This is a genomic window from Anabaena sp. CCY 9402-a, from assembly GCF_963920945.1.
Lineage (GTDB): Bacteria > Cyanobacteriota > Cyanobacteriia > Cyanobacteriales > Nostocaceae > Trichormus > Trichormus minutissimus.
The window spans coordinates 26461-46884 of record NZ_CAWUDL010000039.1; the positions used below are offsets into that span (position 1 = coordinate 26461).

Below are 20424 nucleotides of genomic sequence, written 5' to 3' on the forward strand. Positions count from 1 at the left end.
CAAAGCAAATAAGCTACTTCAGTTTTTCCGTTTAAATTTAACTTTTGGTTCTTTACGTCTGCCAAACCGTTTAGTCAAATTAGATTGATTCAGTTCAAAATGCGGCTCATCTATTTTTAGTATTGCAATCTTACGAAGCAAATCATACAAAGGCTCAATCAAACCTCCAGACCTGATTCGTAAAAAAGAAATTGCACTATCAATTTGCGTAAGATTTAATCGACGATGTTCTGGCAGAAATTTTATCTCCCAATCGTCTACGACTTCACTAATTTCTTCTTCAATTAAATTAGGAAACTCATAAGACTCTAAAAATGAGTCATGAACGCGCACGTATGGGAGACTTGCCCGTTCAAGAATATTGTCCCCTAAATAGTAAGTCCCAACTAAGATAACGGGGATTCGCATTTTGGTAAAAACATCAATTAGCTCATTAAAAGATTCCAACGTTAAGTAGTCGGCATTACCAATGATGAGTATTTTGACACCGTATCCTTTAAGAGTTCCCCATGCACGCGATCGCAAATCTCGCAGTGTTCCAATATAAGCAAGCGGATGACCAATTTCTTCCAAAATAGAGCAGTACAAATCAGTTGGGCCACCATGCTGCTCTATTTCGGCGTAGATAACAGTCGCCGGAACTTCCAACAACGTTCCTCTCCGCTTGACGTACTGTGTTCTGTACAGTTGACAAGCTTTTAATAAGCCGGAACCCGTAGCAGATGTAACATAACCACAGAGTTTTGCATCACGCTGGTCATCGAGCCAGTCAAACAATTTCGTATCGCGGTCTAGAGGAAGGTAAGTGTTAGCTTTACCAATCCGCTCAACCTCAGCTTGCGCTTGGGGCGATCGCCTCTGTTCCTCAGCAGTTTGAAAACCTGCATTAGACTGCTGCTGAAATTCCGGATTCGCTTGGGCTAAATTTGTTTCTGACATTGCACTTACCAATTATCCCTCATGAATTGATTCCAATCTTTGACATCTACTCTAGGTCGTCGTCTAGCTTTACTTATTTCATTAGCATCAGGTTTATTCTGTGTAAATTGCTTATCTATCGAATTTACAATGTTTGGTGAATCTGCGTCAAAACTGGTGGTTATTAAATTTTCTTCTGAAGTTGTAACTTCTTCTGGTATTTCATTTTCAGGAAATAATTCGACTACTTTAGACTTGTTAGTCTTAACCTCGTGTTTTTGTTGAGCTTTTTTCTGGCGTTGTCTGCGTCGCTCCTTACGAGTTTGTTCAACATCCTCAAATATAGATAGCCGCTCGTTCAAAATAGAAGAATTATCAATTTCTTTACCTTCATCACGCAATTTTTTCTTAATGTAATTCAATTCAGCCAGAGACATCCTTTCTCGTTCACAATCTCTAGCTTGTACAATGCCAAGAAACTCTCCTGGTTCACCGTTAATATGTCGAGTATAAGCAAGAACAGTTGTAATATTACGCTTGTCATATCTTAAAGAAACTTGCTTGCCTCCATAATTTAACAAGCAATCGCCCTGATATACCCAACCAAGAAAATTTACAGAACCATATTTCTCTACATTGCGAATCGCAATTTTCATTAAACAAATGTCTAATTCACGTTCATCGATAAGTTCAGGTTCTTCTAGCAGAAAATTTGATTTCCATCGCTCAATACGTTTTTGATTTTTGACCCTTGGATAATCATGACGATTATAGTGGTCTACAAAATATCTCACTAATCTTTTCTCTAGCTCATCCAGCGTCAGACAGGCAGTCCTTTCTGCTTCTGGTGGACGTTCCTCAATACTGGAACCAGTGTATCCACCATATAATGACAGGATTTCTTTATTAATCTTGTCAAATATCGATTCAATTAAACCACCTGCTTGAGGAAAAGCACGCAAACGTCGTATAAAATCCAATTGTAGTGAAATTTGTTTTAAATGTTCTGACTTAAATTCCTTGGCACGGTCTGTCACCACATATTCAGGAATTCCACAAATCTCCCATGTTTCTTGAAGCTCATATTCTGTTTCGTAGTGCTTTGGCAGAATTGCATGACGTAGAGCTAAACCAACTTCATGTGAGCCAGCAGCTTCAAACCCTAAATGAAAACCTGTAACGCAACCAGAATAACTATCCATTACCAACGTGATGTATGGACGACCAATAACTTGTTTGTCTTCTCCATCAATTAACAAAATATCTAATTTAGTATGGTCTATCTGCCAAATCTGGTTACTGTGGGTTATTTCTAAAATACCTTCAGTTGTTTGAATAATTTGTCCTTCTATCGGCGAACCCGGATGACGAACTGTACTATGTTTTTCTTCTAGATAGGAATTAATGACTTTATAAACAGTGACATGAGAAGGGTAATTTCCTATTATTAAATCTTCTCTTACCTGTGAGTATTCCTTAAATTTTTCATTATATTTCTGTTGTCGCAGCTTTTCTTCCTGAGAAGCTAAAGCTTTTAAATATCCAAAAATCTGATTGTGATTGATCCGAGAACCTTCTCTGTTACCCCATTTATGAAGGTTCACAATAAAATCATGCCACTGCTTGGAAATACGATACTGTCCCTTATCCTTGCGTCCAACAGCTAGAGTTGCCACTCCTACTTGTTCAACTTTCTCTATCATGCGCTTAATGGTTCGAGTGCTTTTACCCAGAGCTTTCGCTGCATCTGCGATCGCCTCCCTACGAGCTGCTTTGTTAGGTGCTTGACGAATAGCATCTATCAAGTCCACTTTTTTGAGATATTCTGGTGATTCTTCGTTAACTAGCAGATACGCTGTTTCTTTTTCCTCAGTTTGTGCTGTGTCTTCAGTCTCAAATACTGAAAAGGCTTGACTGGTAGACTTTCTGGGCATAAGCTACTCTTGAAAAATATGACATAATTCACTTTAAAATTTTACACTATTTATGACATCATTTGATTTAAAAATTTTTGATTGAGTGATTTGATGACAAAATAGCCAAAAGTCTTTATTAGTAAAGGCTTTTGGCTATTTTTATTCTTCAATGCAAAGATGACACAAATTCTTTAAAGTGGACAATAATTATGTAATGGACAGCATAGCCCAAGAAATCTTCTAAATTATCATTAGTTTCGCAACTGTAGATATATAAAGTCAGGATATGGTCTGGATCATATCTAAGTGTTACAAATTCACCTCTATATGCCTTGAGTGATTCTCCTCGATAAATCAGGTTCTCAAACTGTATAGATCCATGCGCTTGAACAACTCGTTGAGCTTCTTTCATCAAACAGATATCTAATTATCGCTCATCCAAAGGTTCAGGTAGTTTTCTTCCCATTCCTGTAAACCATCGCTCAAATCTTGTTTCGCGGGGGTCTTTGGGATATGGTTCGTGGTTATAAATATCATAAAAGAAACTAGCTAGGATCTTGTCTATATCTTGTATTGTCAAACACGCTTCTTTCTCTGCATTTTTGGGTCGTTCCTGAATATTTGCCCCTGTATAACCAGGTAAATCTTTGAGAACTTGAGTATTAATAGTTTTAAAAATGCGTTCTACAATACCGCCTTCAGGAGGGCGATCGCGTAGTTCACACTTAAATCCTAGTTTCTTTCCAATGGCTTTAAGATGTTTTGAGCGAAAATCTTTTCCACCATCAGTAAAAAAATATTGAAAAGGAGTCCCACATATCTCCCAAACTTTATTTAACTTATAATCATCAGGATAGTTTTTGGGCAAAATAGCGTGTCTTAAAGCTAAAGCCACCTCTGTAGAACCTGGTTGTTTGATCCATAAGCGGAAACCAACAATACAGCTTGAATAAGTATCCACAATAGTGGTTAGCCAAGGACGGTCAGACAATAAATTACCATCACTATCAACTATGAGAATATCCAGTTTGGTATGGTCGCATTGAATAATTTGGTTACTAAAGTCAGCCTTCAGTAGCTGTCCATCTCGTGTTACAACTATCATCCAAGATCCTGAACCCGGATTTCTGACTTTCGTCTTCTGTTTATGTTGTGCAATTAGAGGCTCTAAAATCCTATAAACAGTAGCTTGATGAGGATAATCTCCTGGTTCCAGCTTCAGGTCAACGATCGCGTGTCGCTTTACTTCGCGAACTATAGATGCTGGTGAAATTGGATGTTTGTTTTTAATACTTTCTTCATAAATTGCTTTGATAAATTCTTGCCAGTCTTCGCTGACTCGATGTTTTCCCTTATCTGAGCGTTGTACTCCTGATGATTCTGATAACTTGTCATCATGGTATTGCTTGAGGAGACGTTCTACCTGGCGAGTAGAAACACTAAGAGTATTTGCAATAGCCTGCTTTCTCTGAGACTTAATCGTGCGATTCGGTGATTCAGCAAGCCACTGGATTAGATTAAATGTCAGTTTATGCCTATCTGATGTTTCCAGAATAATTTGGGATGGATCTACAACAAAATTACTCTTGTCAAGAAAAATAGCATCTGGAGCCTGCGTTAATTCTTCCGTGAATTCAAATTGTTTGTCTGCCATTGGAGTGAAAAACACTCATGAATAATTAAGGTACTAATGTACCATTAATTGACTAATATTAAGAATGCGACATTTAATTTGAAAAACGCCTAAATATTAACAAACGACATTTAATGTGAGAATACAGAATTTACGACATAGAAAATGCGAATTAAACAAATTTATTTTCTGTTCTATTAGATAGCCTATAATTCTTGCAGGACAAACGTTTCAGTCATTTAGATGCTATTGCGACACTATATGCGAATTGCGACATTTAATTAGCGAATGTACAAGTGAATCTATTTGCGATGGGCAATGGCGGGGCGTAGCCCATCGCTGCCGTTGTTGTAATCGGACTGTATTCACTTGCTTTAGGTTTTCTGAGTCCGGCATGGATGGTTTTGGGCGATTTTAATCGTCGTTGTTATGAATGTTACCATCTATTCATTTTTTCATGTGCCTACCCTGCGAGTATCTATCTTTTTTTCGGAGATGAATAATATTCAGCAAAAGCAATTTTTTTAACCAAAGATATAGTGTCAGCTAAACCCATAGATTGATGAAGAGATGAGTAGCAACAGCGAGACTGGAAAGTAGAATTAATATCAATGTAGCAAAATGGTATCTCAACAATCTCGACAATATCAACGTGCAATTGGCACATTTAGAAACAAACAAGAAGCGGAACGAGCGTTACACGAATTAAAAAACTCTGGTTTTTCAATGGATCGGGTTTCAATCCTGGCAAAAGATACCGATCGCAATGAGCAAATAGCTGGTACTGAAGTCAGAGATCGTGGTGATACAGAGGCTCAAGAAGGTGCTGGTATTGGTGCAACTGCGGGTACTGTCTTGGGCGGACTTGGTGGCTTACTCGTTGGTTTAGAAGCTTTATTAATCCCAGGCGCAGGGCCGTTTCTCGCCGCCGGCACGATCGCCACTACCTTAGCTGGTGCTGGTATTGGTGCAGCCGCCGGTGGTATTGTGGGAGCATTGACTGGTATGGGTATCCCGGAAGAAGACGCAAGACATTATAGCGATCGCGTTTCTCAAGGTGAATACTTAGTCATTATCGAAGGTACAGAAGCAGAAGTTGAACACGCTGAGAGAATTTTAAGAGATCGCGGTATTCGCAATTGGCAAGTACACAACATCAGCGATACTCGTGGTTATAGCACCGAAGTAGCACCTACAGCTACTCAGCGAGATATAGACACATATCCTGGAACAGTACCCGACAGCGATGCAGTGGAAATTATTGATAAGCGCGATCGCTTAAGATAATTTCAATTGCCAAAAGTAGCTACAAACCCCGGTTTCTTGGAGAAACCGGGGTTTTAAAAATAAAATGACTTTCAACTTCCGCGTAGAAGTTCTAGCTACTATGATTTTTCCAATTATTTAGTATATCTTTCACTAAAACTTCCTGTATCCAAATTTGTAAAACAATCACCAACGGCACAGCCAAAAATACACCTAAAAAGCCGAAAAATGTCCCAAAAATAACTACAGATAATAAAGTAACTGCGGGTAGGAGTGATACTTGAGTTTTCATTACCCAAGGCACTATAATCAGACTTTCAACTTGCTGAATAATAAAATATAAAACTACTACTGCAACGGCTTTCCAAGGAGAATCAGCTAAAGCTAGCAAAGCAGGCGGAAACACACTCAATGTAGGGCCAACATTGGGGATAAACTCTAATAATCCTGCCAAAATAGCATTAATTAATGCTAGTGGTACACCCAAAATTGACAATCCAATATAGCTCAAAATACTAATTAGCAACATAGTCAATAATGTGCCTTTTATCCAACCAGTTAAAGATGTTGCACATTTATTTAAAATTATATTAATTCGCTGACGATAAAATGCAGGAAATAATAATATAAAACCTCTACGATAATGCTTAGGATGTGCCATTAGCATGACAGTTAATGCAAGTAACAGCAGCAATCCTAAAATAATAGTCAGGGAACTACTGATTAAAAAGAAAAAGTTATTAAATAGCCGATTTAACCAAAGCTGTAAATTTTGAGTCAGATATCTCAAATTACGAATATTCTCTAATACATCATTGGGAATGACTTTGATTAACCAATTATTCCACAACCTGATTCTATCTAATGCCATTGGTATCAGGTTGCTCAATTGTTGTAATTGCTCAATAATCTGAGGTACGATGATAATAAAAAAGCCAAATATGATAAATAATAAAAGACTAATTGTTATGAATATAGCAATACTCCTTTTTACCCGGAGTCTTTGTAAAAAGGTAACAAAATTATTTAAAATTGTTGCTAAAACTATAGAAGCAAATACTATTAAAAGTATTTGGCGAATTTGCCAAATGATATAAAAAGATATAATGAATAGAAATATTCCAATCCATTGACCAAAATGCACAATTACGTCTCCATAATCTAATGTAATAAACTAAGCGATTGTGCTGACTTGAGTAGTTAAATATTACTGTTTATTGCTTTATGAAAAAGCTTCACCAAGAGAGATTTTTAGGACAAAAGTATTCACCTTTAGGAATAATTGCGAAAGTAATTTTTTCTACTGTAACCATATAAAGTCAATTGAAATTCATTGGCTAATTTAATAAAAAATACTTCCCTAGCTAGAGAGCGATCGCACAAACAATGTGAGAGCGTTAGGTACAGGAGGATATATGCGACAACTAATTATCCAAGTGCCACGGGGATTTGGTGGTGATGTTCTGGACATTGCTCAATCTCTGGAGGGACAGAACCTCGCACAATTTGCAGGCAATAACAGTGAAGAACCCATTGATGTGGTGATGGTTCATGTTTCCAATCGCCGAGTAGATGAGCTGTTTGCTAAGTTGCAAGACCTCCCTAAAGTACATATTACGCTCCTTCCCTCTGGAGTGATGCCTCTGCGTCCACCTGCATCAGAAGCACCCCAACAAGTCAAAGATGTAGAAGCACGCAGCTCCATAGAAGTTTTTCTAGCCGGTTTACAAAGTGTTGGCTCTTGGCAAGGTTTTCTCGGTTATGCAGTAGTAGCCGGGATAGTAGTTTGGATTGGCTTGTATACCAATACAGTGTTCTTGCTGGTAGCAGCCATGCTGATTGCTCCGTTTGCAGGCCCCGCCATGAATACAGCTATTGCTACCGCACGAGGTGATTGGCAATTACTCTGGCGTAGTCTTGTGCGTTATTTTTCAGCTTTAGCTGTCACCATTTTGACTACTTGGTTACTCAGCCTGATTCTGCAACAGGAAATTGCGACTAGTCTGATGATTGAACGTAGTCAAATTTCAGCCGTGGCTGTATTTCTACCACTAGCAGCTGGTGCAGCCGGAGCGTTGAACTTGGTACAGTCTGAGCAAAATAGCTTGGTATCAGGAGCTGCAACAGGTATGTTAGTTGCTGCTTCCCTCGCCCCACCAACAGGAATTGTGGGTATGGCTAGTGCGATTGGTCGCTGGGACATGGTGACTGATTCCATGTTTTTGTTATTTCTGCAACTATGTGGCATTAATTTATCAGCTTCTTTGTTATTTAGAATGTTTGGTTTATCTACTCAAGGAAGCCGCTACCAACGTGGCAACAAAAATATATTTCGTAGTGGTTTAATAGTCACTATTATTGCACTTTGTGTTCTTTTGAGTGTACAGTTTATTAATTCTCCCAGTTTGCAACGCTCTACTATTGCTCAAAGAGCTAATTCTGAACTGCAAGAAGTAGTCAAGCAGATAAATGTAGCTCAATTAGTTGAATCTAATGTTCGCTTCACTCGCCCTAATATCAAAGGTCAAGATACATTACTTTGCGTTGTTTATGTGCAACGTAGACAAGGAGTTACAGAACCTGCTGCGGCTATTCGTTCTCGTCTTACCCAAGCTATTCAAAAAAGACTACTTCAGGAAGACTTTAACTTCACGCCTCTAGTAGATGTGATTGTTCTAGAACAACCAGAAAGTAATTCGTAATTACTTTTTGTAGCTATTATTCCATTCTGATACAAAATGGGTCTACGCTTCTCTAGATGAGGATTTAGAACTGATATCTATCTCTGTATATATTTAGTTTACCTATAAATATATACACGACTAGACCAAATTAATTTATCAAAAGGTAGAAGAAAAAATAAGTGTTTTTTTATTAAAATACTCAATAATATTGCATTATTTTTTATTTTTAATTAATTTTTTCTGCATTGTTCAAATAAGTTAGGAGACAATTCATAGTGAATTTTGAGATAAATAACACTAGATACTATGGTCAAATTACTCAACAGAAACACCAAAGGCGCATGGCGATCGCTTCAACAATTATGGCTGTATTACTTTCTGCTTGCACCTATGAAACACCACAAGTAACCGCTCCCATTCCACTAGGAAATGTTGTGAGTGAGGAAGTCAAAGAGAGAACTGACCAACTAATTGGTCAAACTGTGACTATTAGAAGTCAACCGCTTAGATTAATTAGTCCCACAAGCTTTACAGTTACAGATCACGAATTATTTGGCAGTCAAACTATTCTAGTTGTTAATGCCACAGGTGAAGCTTTTAATCTGCCAGAAGTGCAGAATATCCCAATTCAATTCACGGGACAAGTTCGCCGATTTGCTCTGTCAGATATTAATCGCGATTACAAATTAGACTTACAGTCAGATTTGTATGGAGATTACGAAAATCGACCTGTAATTATTGCCCAATCCTTAGCACTAGCACCCCAACCAGGTGATATAACTACTAACCCCACTCCGTACTATGGCAAAGAAATAGCAGTAACAGGGGAAGTGGAAAATATCAGAAATCAAACTTCATTTACCTTAGATGAAGATAAGTTGTTAGGTAGCCAAGATTTGTTGGTATTAAACGCAAAGCCAACACCAACGGTTAATGAAGGTGAAAAGGTAGCTGTCACAGGTGTGCTACGTCCCTTTATCGTTGCTGAATTAGAGAGGGAATATAACCTCACTTGGGACTTGGATTTACGCAAACAGCTAGAAGCCGAGTACCGTAACAAACCTGTATTAGTGGCGACGGAAGTTTATCCCTCCGCGATTCCACAATAAAGGTAAAAATCTTTCAAGAAACACGGGTGACAGGTGGCAAGAAAGATATGGAATTCTGGAAAAAACTTTTACTGAACTTCCGCCCGATTAAACTGCGCCGCTTTTTGGGGTCGCTATTCTATCCCATGAAACGGGACTTATTAGAGAGGCGGTTTCTCCTTTCCCAACAGGTGTTTGCAGAAATTGGTAATATCTTTAAGGCTGAAACTATACCGGGAGGGGCAAAATTTTATTTTGAAAAGGTAGAACTAGAAATCTGCTTTTTGGCTGCTGACTTTGTGCGTGTGAATTGGCAACCTGGAGTAGAACCAATTCCTTATGCTATGGCTGGTCAAGATTGGCCGGAAATCAAGGTAGAATTTCAGTCAATGCGCGATCGCTGGATTATAACTAGTCCAGCATTACGAGTCATTGTTAACATCGATGGTAGCCTTACCTGGCAAAATCACCAAAGCGAAATCATCCGCGAAGAACTACCTCCCCAACTTAAAACTGCTGGTTGGTTACATCAAGCCAAACTCCGTCCAGAAGAGCGCATCTATGGACTAGGTGAACGCGCTGCACCCCTCAACCTGCGTACACCCCAAAGCTACCTGATGTGGAACTATGATGCTGGGGGTAAATATGGAATAGGCACAGACCCCTTATATCTGTGCATTCCCCTCTACATGGGTTTACATGAGTCTGGTAGTTACTTGATTTTCTACGAAAATAGTTATAAAGCGACATTTAGCTTCAACGGTTTCGCCGCCGCCGACTTTGAAGGGGGAGCATTGCGGTATTACTTTAGTATCGGTTCACCTGCGCAACTATTAGATCGCTACACACAATTAACTGGTCGTCCGGCTTTACCACCCCGTTGGGTATTGGGCTATCATCAATCACGCTGGGGTTACGAAACAGAACAAGCAGTCCGAGAAGTTGCGGAGGGATTCAAGACACATAATTTACCCCTTAGTGCTATTCATTTAGATATTGACTGCCAAGAAGGATTTCGCGCCTTTACCATTGATCCTGATCGCTTTCCCAAGTTAACTGATTTTAACCAAGAATTGGTAGAGCGGGGAGTGCATTTAATTGCGATCGTTAATCCCGGCGTGAAAGCTGACCGCAGAAGTGAATTATTTGAAGAAGGGCGATCGCAAGAAGTATTTTGTAAATCAACCAATGGTAAACTAATCATTGCCCCTGTCTGGCCTGGATTGTGTGCTTTTCCCGATTTTACCAACCCCCAAGCGCGTCACTGGTGGAGTCGTCAGTATGAATATCTCCTCGATTTAGGCTTTACTGGTTTTTGGCATGACATGAATGAACCGGGGATATTTGTCCTCTGGGGAGACCCTTCCTTACCGCCACATTCTACCCGGCATTTTCTCGAAGGCAGAGGCGGCAATCATTTGGAGGCGCATAACGTCTATGGGTTGCTGCAAGCTGAGGCTGCCTATGAGGCTTTAAAAGAGTACAAACCAGAACATCGTCCTTTCATTGTCTCCCGTGCAGGTTGGGCAGGTCTACAACGTTACGCCTGGACTTGGACAGGAGATATAGAAACGAGTTGGTCAGGATTACGTGTAACCATTACCACAGTTTTAAATTTAGGACTATCAGGTATTCCTTACAGTGGTGCTGATATAGGAGGGTTTAAGGGCGATCCTAGTGCAGAACTATACTTGCGTTGGTTTCAGATGTCATGTTTTTTACCATTTTTTCGCACCCATAGTGCCAACAACGTCAAACCTCGTACACCTTGGAGTTTTGGCGAACCAACGCTGAGTATAGCCAGAGAATTTTTATGGTTGCGCGATCGCCTCATACCCTATCTTTATACCTTGACTTGGGAAACAAACCAAACTGGTCATCCCCTGGTGCGTCCCTTATTTTGGGCTGACAGCAATAACCCCCAACTTTGGGATGTGGAAGATGCTTTTTACTTGGGTGATGCGCTGTTAGTTGCTCCCATTGTCGAGGAAGGTGCAACTTCACGCTCAATCATTTTACCTCAAGGACATTGGTATCATTTTTGGGATAATGCCTTATTAGCAGGGGGAAATCAAATTGACATTGCCGCACCCATAGAACAAATCCCTGTATTTATCAAGGCGGGTAGTGTGTTACCAATGACAGAAAATCAACAACTCGTCCTGCATATTTATCCGCCTGTAACTGGAGTTGGTGGGGGTAGAGTATATAGTGACGCTGGTGATGGCTATGGTGCTTGGCGATTAGATGAATTTTATCTGCAACGGCACGATAATAGTTTACAACTTACCTGGCGAAAACAAGGAAATTACCCTTTCCCTGATCAAAAAGTTCAACTCTACTTTCACGGTTTAAACGTGCAGAAAGTTTGGGTAGATACTCAAGAAGTTCCTTGTCAAAACAATCACTTGGAACTTGAACAATTTCATCAAATTAGCTACCAACTTCTTGCAGAGGATTAATCACTTGGCATCACCACCCTACACATACTGAGATTTTTAAGCGCAAGCGCAGACTACGCCAACAAAAATAAAATCGGCTTCCTATAAAAATGTAACTTTTGACTTTTAATACAAACTTTATCTGTGAAGTACGTCATAAAAGCTAAACTAATCAGATAAAAACGTTACCTGCCGAAGCCATGAGCCTCTGCATAAACCCCCGATGCACCAATCCACAAAATCCTGACAATATCCTATTTTGTCAAGCTTGTGGTTCAGAATTGCTCCTAGAAGGATATTATCGAGTAGTTAGTGTTCTAGGCTGGGGTGGCTTTGGTAAAACTTTTGCAGTCTATGACGCACGCACTCAAACAAATAAAGTCCTCAAGATTTTAACCAATAATCACCCGAAAGCGATCGAGCTATTTCAAAGGGAAGCACAGGTTTTAACTCACCTCAATCATCCTGGTATTCCTAAAGTCGAGGCGAATGGTTACTTTATCTATTTTTCTAGGAATAGCCAAGAGCCATTACACTGCCTAGTAATGGAGAAAATCGAAGGATTAGATTTAGGCGCGTACTTAACCCAAAGAGAATATCGACCCGTTGACCAGAAATTAGCCCTCCAATGGCTCAAAGAAGCAGTCACAATTCTTCAGCAAGTTCATCAACAGGGTTTATTTCACCGGGATATTAAACCATCTAACATTATGCTACGGGCTGATGGTCGTCTAGCATTAATTGACTTTGGTACAGCTAGGTCAATTACCCAAACCTACATCGCCAAGCAATCTATCGGACAAGTTACAGGCGTAGTTTCCGCAGGTTACACCCCATCAGAGCAAATTAATGGTCAGGCTGTGCAGCAGTCGGATTTTTTCGCTTTAGGTCGGACTTTTGTTTATTTGCTAACTGGAAAAGAACCAACTGACTCACTAATTTATGACGGTTACAGCGATGAATTACGCTGGCGTGAGCATACAACTATCTTGCCGCAGTTTGCAGATTTACTAGACCAAATGATGGCGCGGTTACCCAATCAACGCCCTCAAAATACTCAGCTAATTTTGCAAAAGTTGGCAGAAATTGAAAAATCTTTACACCCACCTGTGATTTTTGAACCCCCAAAAATCCCTAGGCGGCGTTTAGTAAAGGTGTTTGGCTTTGGTGGAATTGGATTAGTAGGTTCAGCACTTTTATATACAGTATTTCCTAAAAATAAATCAACTATTACTGTTTCTAAGTTAGCAGGCAGTGACTATAAAACTATTGCTGAAGCCATTGAAAATGCTCAACCAAACACGCGTATTATTGTACAACCAGGATTATATTTAGAAGGTTTGGTGATTAACAAACCACTAGAAATTATTGGTGATGGGACTACCGCAGATATTGTGATTGAAAGTCAAAATGCAGATTGCATTATCATGAAATCTGACCATGCTAAGGTTAGTGGTTTGACGCTGCGCTGTACGGCTGGTAAGAATAACAAAAAATTCTACGCTGTGGATATTCCTCAAGGAGAACTAGTTTTAGAAAATTGCAATATTAGTTCTGATTCTTTGGCTTGTGTAGCCATTCATAATTCCACTGCTAACCCTATTATTCGTAACTGTGAAATTCATGACAGTAAAGCTAGTGGTGTGTTTGTTTATGATAGCGGTCAAGGAACAATAGAAGATTGTTATATTTTTAATTCTACTTTATCAGGTGTCACTATCCAAGAAGGTGGAAATCCTACAGTTCAGCGTTGCAGAATCCGCGATGGTGGTATTCTCATCGATAAAGATGGTCGAGGAAATATCAGCAATTGCGAAATTTTTAGCACTACACTAGGTGCAGGTATAGAAATTCGTAAAAATGGCAATCCTTCTGTCGAAAAATGTGAAATTCGGGATGGTAAAGGTGGCGGTGTCTTAGTAGATAATCAGGGTCGAGGAACAATTAAAGAATGTAATATATTCAACAATACTTTATCTGGTGTAGAAATTAGAAATGGTAGCAATATTGTAATTAGAGATTGCAAAATTAATCGGAATCAAGAATATGCTATATATATCCATAATCAAGGTGTAGGTACAGTTGAAAACTCTGATTTAACAGGTAATGTGCGAGGGACATTTGAAATTGATGAAACTTCTCAAGCACAACGCAGTGGTAATCAGGAATAATATTAATTCGTAATGGACTAACGTCCCGCTCCGCTCTAAGCGTAGCTATGCCGCAGGCTTTACGTAACGATGCTCCCCCCCGCTACGCTCTAAGTGCAGCTATACCGCAGGCAATAGTAATTCTTAGTTATAATTACTATTGCCGTATTACAGTAGTATTTTTGTGAGCGACATTCCTCAAATTGGACAACCAGCACCTGATTTTTCTAGCCCAGACCACAATGGCAATCTTGTCAGTCTTAATGATTTAAATAGTCAGTGGATTGTGATTTATTTCTACCCCAAAGATGATACTCCTGGATGCACTACAGAAGCCACCGATTTCACAGCATTGCATCAGGAATTTAGCAAACTTGGAGCAAAAGTTTTAGGAGTAAGCCCAGATTCAGGTAAAGCTCATTGCAAATTTATTGATAAACATAACTTGTCTATTACCCTATTAAGTGATCCAGAACATCAATTAATAGAAGCTTATGGTGGTTGGCGTTTAAAGAAGTTTATGGGCAAAGAATATATGGGTGTAGCACGTTCCACTTTCCTAATTTCACCTGATCACATAATTGCCTATACTTGGCCAAATGTTAAAGCCAAAGGTCACGCCCAAGCAGTGTTAAATAAGTTGCAAGAATTAGCGGCTAATTGAATGTAGTAATTAAAAGTAAGAAATAAAAATTGCTGAGTAAAATGAAGATTACTCAGCATTCAGCACTCAGTAAGATGAATTGTAGAAAGTTCTAGTTATATTTAAAAAAATAAGTCAAATATTAAGCTAACTATGTCTAATCGTCCTATATATCTCGATTGTCAGGCTACCACACCTGTAGACGAACGGGTGTTAGTAGCAATGCTACCCTACTTTACAGAAAAATTTGGCAATCCAGCTAGTATTAATCATATTTATGGCTGGGAAACAGAAGCGGCTGTCAAACAAGCGCGGGAAATATTAGCCGCAGCAATTAACGCTACACCAGAAGAAATTGTGTTTACTAGCGGTGCAACGGAAGCAAATAATTTAGCCATTAAAGGTGTAGCAGAAGCTTATTTTCAAAAAGGTCAGCATATTATTACTTTGGCAACTGAACATAACGCAGTCCTTGACCCTTGTGAATATTTAAAAACCCTTGGTTTTGATATTACTATCCTACCAGTGCAAGCCAATGGATTAATTGATTTAGCTGACTTAGAAAAAGCGTTGCGTCCTGAGACAATTTTAGTATCGGTGATGGCGGCTAATAACGAAATTGGTGTGTTGCAACCATTAGCTAAAATTGGGGAAATGTGTCATGAACGCCAGATTATTTTCCATACAGATGCAGCCCAAGCTATTGGTAAAATTCCCTTAGATGTGCATGGATTGCACATAGATTTGATGTCTCTGACAGCCCATAAAGTCTACGGGCCAAAGGGTATCGGTGCATTATATGTTCGCCGACGTAACCCCAGAGTCCAACTCGCACCCCAACAGCACGGGGGAGGACATGAACGAGGAATGCGTTCTGGGACTTTATACACACCGCAAATTGTCGGTTTTGGCAAAGCTGTAGAAATAGCCTTAGCCGAACAAGAGACAGAAAGTCAACGCCTCACACAGTTAAGACAAAGCTTGTGGAATCAGCTTTCACAGTTAGAAGGGATTCATCTGAACGGACATCCCACCCAGCGATTACCAGGAAACTTAAATATTAGCGTTGAGGGAGTCGATGGTGCAGCACTTTCCCTAGGGTTACAGCCAGTCATGGCCGTATCCTCTGGTTCAGCTTGTTCATCGACGAAAACTACACCTTCCCATGTTCTCACCGCTTTGGGACACACCGAACAATTAGCTTATGCTTCCATCCGCTTTGGGATAGGCAGGTTCAACACGCCAGCAGAAATTGATATAGTAGCGAAGCACGCGATCGCTACCATTGAAAGTTTACGTAAGCAAAGAACTCTAGTATAAAATGCCGTCCAAACCTGTTGCAGATGATTGGTATCCCGCAAATCACCGTTACTTGATGGGAGTAATTGCCCAAACCCGTCAAGTTTTAGAGCGGCTAATTGAACAGCAGGAACAGGGAAATGAGGACTGGAAGACTGGCATATTCGTAGATATAGAAAAAGAGCCTGCCTTTGCTCAAGCACCTCCCGCCTTAGAACAACTGTGTCAAATCTTTAACCTCTCCCCACTTGAGCGGCAGATTGTGATGTTGTGTGCGGGGATGGAATTTGACCGCAACTGGGGTAGACTATGTGCCAAAGCCCAGGGACAGCCACAGTGGGAGTATCCCACATTGAGTTTGGCTTTATCCATCACATCCTCCCCCTATTGGGGCGCACTTACCCAGGATGCACCTTTGCGACGCTGGCGATTAATTGAAATGGGATCAGCCCCAGCCTTGACTATTTCGCCTTTACGATTAGACGAGCAGATTACCCATTACTTGGCAGGATTGCGCCCCTTGGATGAGCGATTGGCGCAATTGGGAGCATCCCCATTACAGATGGAAAACTTAGTCCCATCCCATACAGCCTTGGCAGAACAGATGGCAAACTCTTGGGTGCAAGCTTCTCAAGAACAGCGAGTGTTACCGATATTGCAACTATGTGGCACAGATGCAACCAGCAAAAAAGCGATCGCAGCTAATACCTGTCAGATTTTAGGATTAACAGGGTATGCTGTAACTGCCCAGAACTTGCCCCGTGAAAATCAGCAACTACATCTTGTCCAGTGTTTGTGGGAGAGGGAATGGCGACTGTATCGGCGAGTGATGGTACTGGATGGCGATCGCCTAGAATCTTCTGAAGGGGAAAGAGAAAATAACATAATTCAGCTACTCGACACCCTAGATGCCCCCTTAATCATTTCCAGTCTAGAACGTCGTCGTGCCATCCAGCGTCCTTTGCTCACCTTGGATGTGCATCAACCCAGCCCAGCCGAACAGCGTCAAGTCTGGCAAAAGACCCTAAGTGAAATATCCCCCGATTGGAATGGACAGATTGATCGTCTCGTTTCCCACTTCAACCTCAGTACAGCGACAATTACAGCCACTAGTTGGCAATTTAAATCTCAACACAACCCTGCTGACGACACCGCCCAAGCCTTTCGTTCCCTCTGGGATGCCTGTCGTAGCCAAGCCCGTCCCCGCTTAGATGAATTGTCACAACGCATAGAAGCAACAGCCCAGTGGGAGGATTTGGTATTACCGCCCAATGAGTTGGGAGTGTTAAAAGATATTGCCGCCCATCTGCGCCAGCGTTCTAAAGTGTATGAACAGTGGGGGTTTGCTGCTAAGGGAGGGCGGGGTTTGGGAATCAGTGCCATGTTTGCGGGTGCGAGTGGTACAGGTAAAACCCTGGCGGCGGAGGTGTTAGCCAATACCCTACATCTGGATGTCTACCGGATTGATTTGAGTGCGGTGGTGAGTAAGTATATTGGCGAGACAGAAAAGAATTTGCGGCGGGTATTCGATGCTGCCGAAGGGGGAGGGGTAATTTTACTATTTGATGAAGCCGATGCCCTATTTGGCAAACGCACAGAGGTGAAAGATTCCCACGATCGCCATGCCAATATTGAAGTAAGCTATCTCCTGCAACGCATGGAATCCTACCGAGGTTTAGCAATTCTCACCACCAATTTAAAAGCCTCCTTAGATCAAGCATTTCTCCGCCGCATTCGCTTTATTGTGCAGTTTCCCTTTCCCGATGCCAAACAGCGAGCCGAGATTTGGCGGCGGGTATTTCCCAGCCAAACCCCAACCGCAGATTTAGATTTTGAGAAATTAGCCAAGCTAAGTGTCGCTGGTGGTAATATTCGTAATATTGCCCTCAATGCCGCATTTGTGGCAGCCGATGCCGATGAACCTGTGAGGATGAAGCATATCCTCCAAGCGGCGAAAAGTGAGTATATCAAGATGGAACGACCCCTGACTGATGTAGAAGTCAAGGGGTGGATATCATGATTTTTGCTAAATAACAATTATCTAAAAGTCTAATTGATGTTACTGAGAAAAGTGAGAAGATAGAGTATTATTTGGCTGCGATTTGGAGTGTGGCTATGCGAACTCATAAAGCATCACAAAAGCAATCTTTGGCTTCTAATTCCTTGGTATCTCGCCCCTTTGCTGTGCAGGCAAAACCAGAGGAAAGTACGGAGTTGCCAGGAATGCAGGGATACGCCAGCCAGATTCCAGAGTTCGCTATTTTTAATCCAGCAGGCGATCAAGCACCTGTGCAACCAAAATTAGCGATCGGCTCACCGGGAGATAAGTATGAGCAGGAAGCTGATCGCATGGCCAAACAAGTAGTGCAACAGATGAATGCTCCCCAGTCTCTTGCACTTCAACCACAAGAGATGCCAGAAGAAGAAAAAGAACTCCAAAAAAAACCAAGACTGCAAATGCAACCCACGCTTCAGTTGCATTTAAGCCAAGGAGGTATGACCGCCAGTCCAAAACTTGAATCTGCAATTCAAAAGTCACGCGGTACTGGACAACCACTAGCAGAACACATCCAACAGCCAATGGAACAGGCATTTGGCACAGATTTTAGTTTGGTGAAAGTTCACACAGATTCACAATCTGATCAATTAAACCAGTCCCTTCAGGCAAAAGCATTTACAACTGGGCAGGATATCTTTTTTCGGCAAGGAGCATATCAGCCAAGCACTCAAGGAGGACAAGAGTTGATTGCTCATGAATTAACTCATGTGGTGCAGCAGAATCATCACACTGTGAATCGGCAGTTAATTCAACGGGCTGTTGGATTTGAATTTGAATTTGGAGAATGGAAATCCTATAAAAACGATGACAAAAAAAGTCGCTTAAACAAAGGTGAGGAAATCATTTCGGGAAACGGATACAAAATTGAAGGAGAAGATACATACGATGCTCAAGTATCTGCCGTTGAAGTAGTCACAAAGCCATATACAACACAACAAGAAGCCTTAGAATCCGTCACCGAAGCTCAAGGCAAAATGCAGTCAATGTTTAAAGACGGAGAGAAAGCAGGCCATTTAGCAAACAAATATGGTGGCAAGGCAGATGTTTTTGTTGAGCCGCATGGTACATCTGGTAAAATCCAAGCCTCGGCTGCTATTGCCCTTGATAAGTTGGCAAACTTGTATTCAATTCAGTCTGCCAAAGGTGGTGGTGGGAAAGGTCTAGGAGCAACAGTGACAACCAAGCTACAAAATAAGGATTTAAAAGATAAATACTTGGATGGTCAAGATGCCAGCCCAGAATTAATTGGTTTTGCAACACTAATCTTAGACTATATCGAACAAGGATCAAGTAAAGGAACGCTTAGTTATCCAAAATCCGCGTTCAAACTTATGGCCAGAACTTCTTTTGATAAAATGTTTAGTCTTGTTCCAGAGTATTCATTCTTTAGTCAAGAGAGCAACATCAATAAATGGGCGGGTTTAATCTTAGAAATTGCCGCTAGCCTTGGTTTTAGCAAGAAAAAAGAACAAGAAACGTTTACAGTCAACGTAGAGGAAAATGTTGAAGTTGAAGAAGACAGAATGTTTGAATTGATGACTTCAGTATTTGGCAAGAAAAAAGTTACCAAGAAAGTCATAAAAGAACTGGTACTGAAAAAAGATGTGTATGTGAATAAAACCGCAGAAGAATTAGCAGAAGAACCAATTATCAATCAAGTGCTGATGGGCATGGAATTATTGCCAGAAGACTCAGATGACGATCAGCAATCTTACAAGCTTAAAATCAAGCGAATCGAATGGCTCAAGGGTATGTTAAAGGGAGATTTAATTAGTAAAGCAACAGATAAACGTTTTGAAGGGATGGGATCATATGGAGATTCAACAGATATCCAAGTGATGCCAGAAGAAATCGAAGATGTAACAGAAAAAGCAGTTTCTAAAGCAGTGGACAAGTTGGATCTGGATAAAGAAGTTAACGAAGATGAGGAAGTGTCTAAACCGATTTCTCAGTCACCTAAAGAAGCACCGATTTTTGAGTTGCGTGGTATGAAAGATATGTTCGCCATTCAACAAGATGTTAATTTAACTGATTGGACTGAAAAAGTCAAAGAAGTCTTTAAAGTAATTGAGGAAGCCAATCAAGGAGAATCCTTTGCACCTGGTGGGAAACCAAATATTCCAGAGGATGTAGACAATCCCGATATTTGGGACAAAGTGTAATCATCCATTGTATTGTTGTACATTAGGTGATGCCTGAATGGTTTTGCCTAAGCTCTGTTCATCCTCACTATAGTTTCCTCTTGGGATAGACTTCTAGCCTATCGGGTGTAGGCTATAAGCCCACACCATAAGGATTATAGGAATCTGCTTTGATTTTTGAAATTA

At 40.6% G+C, this 20424-nt stretch carries 14 protein-coding genes; 9 read left to right on the plus strand and 5 right to left on the minus strand.

What is annotated here, in order from left to right:
• Positions 1-18 precede the first annotated feature (18 nt).
• The 4 genes from ACM0OR_RS15660 to ACM0OR_RS15675 all read right to left on the minus strand — a co-directional run bounded on the left by ACM0OR_RS15660 (position 19) and on the right by ACM0OR_RS15675 (position 4488).
• The gene (locus ACM0OR_RS15660; RefSeq protein ID WP_414577246.1) at positions 19-939 is read right to left on the minus strand and encodes an AAA family ATPase; all 921 of its coding nucleotides are present in this window, start codon (positions 937-939) and stop codon (positions 19-21) included.
• 5 nt (positions 940-944) lie between these two features.
• On the minus strand, positions 945-2852 hold the full coding sequence (locus ACM0OR_RS15665) for a Mu transposase C-terminal domain-containing protein (RefSeq protein ID WP_414577248.1): 1908 nt from the start codon (positions 2850-2852) through the stop codon (positions 945-947).
• Between the two features lie 148 nt (positions 2853-3000).
• Positions 3001-3246 (minus strand): Mu transposase C-terminal domain-containing protein, encoded by a 246-nt coding sequence (locus tag ACM0OR_RS15670; protein WP_414577249.1) that lies wholly within the window; start codon positions 3244-3246, stop codon positions 3001-3003.
• A 15-nt stretch (positions 3247-3261) separates the two neighbouring features.
• The gene (locus tag ACM0OR_RS15675; RefSeq protein WP_414577251.1) at positions 3262-4488 is read right to left on the minus strand and encodes a transposase; all 1227 of its coding nucleotides are present in this window, start codon (positions 4486-4488) and stop codon (positions 3262-3264) included.
• Positions 4489-5088: 600 nt separating this feature from the next.
• Between ACM0OR_RS15675 and ACM0OR_RS15680 the strand changes: the two genes are divergently transcribed.
• Positions 5089-5754, plus strand: coding sequence for a general stress protein (locus tag ACM0OR_RS15680; protein WP_414577253.1), 666 nt, complete (start codon positions 5089-5091; stop codon positions 5752-5754).
• Positions 5755-5845: 91 nt separating this feature from the next.
• Here ACM0OR_RS15680 and ACM0OR_RS15685 read toward each other — a convergent pair whose 3' ends face one another.
• Complete coding sequence (locus tag ACM0OR_RS15685; RefSeq protein ID WP_323265721.1) at positions 5846-6877, minus strand: AI-2E family transporter; 1032 nt, start codon at positions 6875-6877, stop codon at positions 5846-5848.
• 271 nt (positions 6878-7148) lie between these two features.
• Here ACM0OR_RS15685 and ACM0OR_RS15690 point away from each other — a divergent pair, with 271 nt between their 5' ends.
• The 8 genes from ACM0OR_RS15690 to ACM0OR_RS15725 all read left to right on the plus strand — a co-directional run bounded on the left by ACM0OR_RS15690 (position 7149) and on the right by ACM0OR_RS15725 (position 20259).
• Positions 7149-8435 (plus strand): DUF389 domain-containing protein, encoded by a 1287-nt coding sequence (locus tag ACM0OR_RS15690; RefSeq protein WP_414577255.1) that lies wholly within the window; start codon positions 7149-7151, stop codon positions 8433-8435.
• Between the two features lie 257 nt (positions 8436-8692).
• A complete protein-coding gene (locus ACM0OR_RS15695) occupies positions 8693-9526 on the plus strand; it encodes a hypothetical protein (protein ID WP_414577257.1) in 834 nt (277 codons plus the stop codon).
• A gap of 47 nt (positions 9527-9573) precedes the next feature.
• On the plus strand, positions 9574-11967 hold the full coding sequence (locus ACM0OR_RS15700; RefSeq protein WP_414577258.1) for a TIM-barrel domain-containing protein: 2394 nt from the start codon (positions 9574-9576) through the stop codon (positions 11965-11967).
• Positions 11968-12146: 179 nt separating this feature from the next.
• Positions 12147-14117 (plus strand): right-handed parallel beta-helix repeat-containing protein, encoded by a 1971-nt coding sequence (locus ACM0OR_RS15705; protein WP_414577260.1) that lies wholly within the window; start codon positions 12147-12149, stop codon positions 14115-14117.
• Between the two features lie 163 nt (positions 14118-14280).
• Positions 14281-14760, plus strand: a complete 480-nt coding sequence (bcp, locus tag ACM0OR_RS15710) for a thioredoxin-dependent thiol peroxidase (RefSeq protein WP_414577261.1) — start codon at positions 14281-14283, stop codon at positions 14758-14760.
• Positions 14761-14892: 132 nt separating this feature from the next.
• Positions 14893-16059 (plus strand): cysteine desulfurase family protein, encoded by a 1167-nt coding sequence (locus ACM0OR_RS15715; protein WP_414577263.1) that lies wholly within the window; start codon positions 14893-14895, stop codon positions 16057-16059.
• Position 16060: 1 nt separating this feature from the next.
• Positions 16061-18058, plus strand: a complete 1998-nt coding sequence (locus tag ACM0OR_RS15720) for an ATP-binding protein (protein ID WP_414577265.1) — start codon at positions 16061-16063, stop codon at positions 18056-18058.
• 95 nt (positions 18059-18153) lie between these two features.
• Complete coding sequence (locus tag ACM0OR_RS15725; protein WP_414577266.1) at positions 18154-20259, plus strand: DUF4157 domain-containing protein; 2106 nt, start codon at positions 18154-18156, stop codon at positions 20257-20259.
• Positions 20260-20424: the final 165 nt, after the last annotated feature.

Bases quoted from the DNA above. Each gene is read 5' to 3' on its own strand.
- ACM0OR_RS15660 (WP_414577246.1), bottom strand. From the start codon at position 939: ATGTCAGAAACAAATTTAGCCCAAGCGAATCCGGAATTTCAGCAGCAG.
- ACM0OR_RS15665 (WP_414577248.1), bottom strand. From the start codon at position 2,852: ATGCCCAGAAAGTCTACCAGTCAAGCCTTTTCAGTATTTGAGACTGAA.
- ACM0OR_RS15670 (WP_414577249.1), bottom strand. From the start codon at position 3,246: ATGAAAGAAGCTCAACGAGTTGTTCAAGCGCATGGATCTATACAGTTT.
- ACM0OR_RS15675 (WP_414577251.1), bottom strand. From the start codon at position 4,488: ATGGCAGACAAACAATTTGAATTCACGGAAGAATTAACGCAGGCTCCA.
- ACM0OR_RS15680 (WP_414577253.1), top strand. From the start codon at position 5,089: ATGGTATCTCAACAATCTCGACAATATCAACGTGCAATTGGCACATTT.
- ACM0OR_RS15690 (WP_414577255.1), top strand. From the start codon at position 7,149: ATGCGACAACTAATTATCCAAGTGCCACGGGGATTTGGTGGTGATGTT.
- ACM0OR_RS15700 (WP_414577258.1), top strand. From the start codon at position 9,574: ATGGAATTCTGGAAAAAACTTTTACTGAACTTCCGCCCGATTAAACTG.
- ACM0OR_RS15705 (WP_414577260.1), top strand. From the start codon at position 12,147: ATGAGCCTCTGCATAAACCCCCGATGCACCAATCCACAAAATCCTGAC.
- ACM0OR_RS15715 (WP_414577263.1), top strand. From the start codon at position 14,893: ATGTCTAATCGTCCTATATATCTCGATTGTCAGGCTACCACACCTGTA.
- ACM0OR_RS15720 (WP_414577265.1), top strand. From the start codon at position 16,061: ATGCCGTCCAAACCTGTTGCAGATGATTGGTATCCCGCAAATCACCGT.
- ACM0OR_RS15725 (WP_414577266.1), top strand. From the start codon at position 18,154: ATGCGAACTCATAAAGCATCACAAAAGCAATCTTTGGCTTCTAATTCC.